This is a genomic window from Micrococcus sp. HMSC31B01 (genome assembly GCF_001816085.1).
GTDB lineage: Bacteria > Actinomycetota > Actinomycetes > Actinomycetales > Micrococcaceae > Micrococcus > Micrococcus luteus.
Genome location: NZ_KV825260.1, coordinates 1 through 3,043 on the forward strand (window position 1 = coordinate 1; position 3,043 = coordinate 3,043).

The following is a 3,043-nucleotide window of genomic DNA, read 5'->3' on the forward strand; positions in this document are numbered from 1 at the left end:
CGCACGTCGCTCGGCGGGCCCGAGCGCTCGCGCGAGCGCCACACCGGCCGCGGCAAGCTGCTGGTGCGGGACCGCATCGACGCGCTGCTCGACGAGGGCTCGCCCTTCCTCGAGGTCGGCGCGCTGGCCGCGCACGGCCTGTACGACGGGGACAGCCCCGCCGCCGGCGTCGTGGCGGGCATCGGCCTGGTCCACGGCCGCCTCGTGATGGTGGTCGGCAACGACGCCACCGTGAAGGGCGGCACCTACTACCCCATGACGGTGAAGAAGCACCTGCGGGCCCAGGAGATCGCCCTGGAGAACCGCCTGCCGTGCATCTACCTCGTGGACTCCGGCGGCGCGTTCCTGCCCCGCCAGGACGAGGTCTTCCCGGACCGCGAGCACTTCGGCCGCATCTTCCGGAACCAGGCGCTGCTCTCCTCGCAGCGCATCCCGCAGCTGGCCGCGGTGTGCGGCTCCTCCACGGCGGGCGGCGCGTACGTGCCGGCCATGTCGGACGAGACCGTGATCGTGCGCGAGCAGGGCACCATCTTCCTCGGCGGCCCCCCGCTCGTGAAGGCCGCGATCGGGGAGGACGTCTCGCCCGAGGACCTCGGCGGCGGCCGGCTGCACGCCGAGCGCTCCGGCGTCGCGGACCACCTGGCGGACGACGACCTGCACGCCATGCAGATCCTCCGGGACATCGTGGCCACCCTGCCCCCGGCCGAGGCGCCGGCCTGGGAGGTCGCCCCCGCCGCGGAGCCCGCCAAGGACCCGGCCGAGCTGACCAGCGTCGTGCCCGTGGACGTGAACACCCCCTACGACGTGCGCGAGGTGATCGACCGCCTCGTGGACGGCGGCTCCGTCCACGAGTTCAAGCCCCTCTACGGCACCACCCTGGTCACCGCGTTCGCGCGGATCGACGGCCACCCCGTGGGCGTCCTCGCCAACAACGGCATCCTGTTCGGAGACTCCGCCCGCAAGGGCGCGCACTTCATCGAACTGTGCGACCAGCGCGGCATCCCGCTGCTGTTCCTGCAGAACATCTCCGGCTTCATGGTGGGTCGGGACGCGGAGGCCGGCGGCATCGCGCGCGACGGCGCCAAGATGGTCACCGCCGTCGCGACCGCCCGCGTGCCCAAGCTGACCGTGGTGATCGGCGGCTCGTTCGGCGCCGGCAACTACGCGATGTGCGGCCGCGCCTACTCACCCCGCTTCCTGTGGATGTGGCCGAACGCGCGCATCTCCGTGATGGGCGGCCCGCAGGCCTCCTCCGTGCTCACGCAGATCAAGCAGGACCAGCGGGCCGCCGCGGGGGAGGAGCCGATGTCCTCCGAGGAGGTCGAGGCCTTCCAGGCGCCGGTCCGTCGGCAGTACGAGGACCAGGGCAGCCCCCTGTACTCCACCGCCCGCCTCTGGGACGACGGGGTGATCACCCCCGGCCAGACCCGCCGGGTGCTCTCCCTGGCCCTCGACGTCATCTCCCGTTCCCCGCTGCCGGACTCCCGGTTCGGCCTGTTCCGCATGTGAGCCACCAGTGACCGAGAACCACGCCCAGGGGACGCCCCTGTTCGACACCGTGCTGGTGGCCAACCGCGGCGAGATCGCCGTGCGCGTCATCCGCACCCTGCGCCGCCTCGGCATCCGCTCGGTGGCCGTGCACTCCGACGCCGACGCCGACGCGCGGCACGTCCGCGAGGCGGACACGGCGGTCCGCCTCGGCCCGGCTCCGGCCCGCGAGTCGTACCTGGACATCGACGCCGTCGTCGACGCCGCGCGCCGCACCGGCGCCCAGGCCGTGCACCCCGGCTACGGCTTCCTGTCCGAGAACGCCGACTTCGCCCGCGCGCTGGAGGCGGCCGGCATCGTGTTCGTGGGCCCGCCCGTGGCCTCGCTCGACGCGATGGCGGACAAGATCCGCGCGAAGGAGACCGTGGCCGCGTACGACGTGCCGGTGGTCCCCGGCATCCAGGACCCCACGCTCACCGACGAGCAGATCACGGCCGAGGCCGAGCGCGTCGGTTTCCCGCTGCTGATCAAGCCCTCCGCGGGCGGCGGCGGCAAGGGCATGGTGGCCGTGCGCGCCGCCGAGGAGCTGCCCGGCGCCCTCGCCTCGGCCCGGCGCACGGCGCGCTCGGCGTTCGGCGACGACACGCTGCTGCTCGAGCGGCTCATCACCGCGCCCCGGCACGTCGAGGTGCAGGTGTTCGCGGACGCCCACGGCGCCACCGTGCACCTGGGTGAGCGCGAGTGCTCCCTGCAGCGCCGCCACCAGAAGGTGATCGAGGAGGCCCCCGCGCCCCTGCTGACCGGGCTGGCGCACGGGGCCGAGCTCCGCGAGCGCCTGGGCCGGGCCGCCGTGGACGCGGCCGTGTCCGTGGGCTACCGCGGTGCCGGCACCGTCGAGTTCCTCGTCTCGGACGAGAACCCGGACGAGTTCTTCTTCATGGAGATGAACACCCGCCTGCAGGTGGAGCACCCGGTCTCCGAGGAGGTCGTCCGGGTGCGCGGACAGCGCCTGGACTTCGTGGAGCTGCAGCTGCGCATCGCCGCGGGGGGGCCGCTCGGCTTCGCCCAGGAGGACGTGACCCTCGACGGCGCCGCCGTCGAGGCCCGCGTCTACGCGGAGGACCCCGCGAACGGCTTCCTGCCCTCCACCGGGCCGGTGCTGCGCTGGCGCGAGCCCGCCGGCGAGGGCGTCCGCGTCGACACGCTCCTGCTGCCCTCCCGGCCGGCCGAGGAGCGCGCGTTCGGCTCCGGACCGCAGACTGGCCCCGCCGCCGGCGCCGTGGACCCCGTGGACGTCGACGGCGCACAGCCCGAGATCACCGGCTTCTACGACCCGATGATCGCCAAGCTCATCGCCCGTGGCGCCGACCGCGCCGAGGCCCTGGACCGGCTCGACGCCGCGCTCGCGGACACCGTGCTGTTCGGCGTCCGCTCCAACCTGGGCTGGCTGCGCGAGCTCGCGGCCCGCGCGGACGTGCGGGCCGGCCGGCTCACCACCGAGCTGATCGACGGCCTCGAGGCGTGGACCGCCCCCGCGCTGCCCGAGGACCTCGCC

General features: G+C 74.4%; 2 protein-coding genes. Both read left to right on the forward strand.

Annotation, left to right across the window (positions count from 1 at the left end):
* Positions 1 to 1,509: carboxyl transferase domain-containing protein (locus HMPREF3105_RS09225; RefSeq protein WP_070709333.1), on the forward strand; the 1,509-nt coding region annotated here is incomplete at its 5' end.
* A gap of 7 nt (positions 1,510 to 1,516) precedes the next feature.
* On the forward strand, positions 1,517 to 3,043 hold a 1,527-nt coding region (locus tag HMPREF3105_RS09230; RefSeq protein ID WP_070709335.1), incomplete at its 3' end, for an acetyl-CoA carboxylase biotin carboxylase subunit.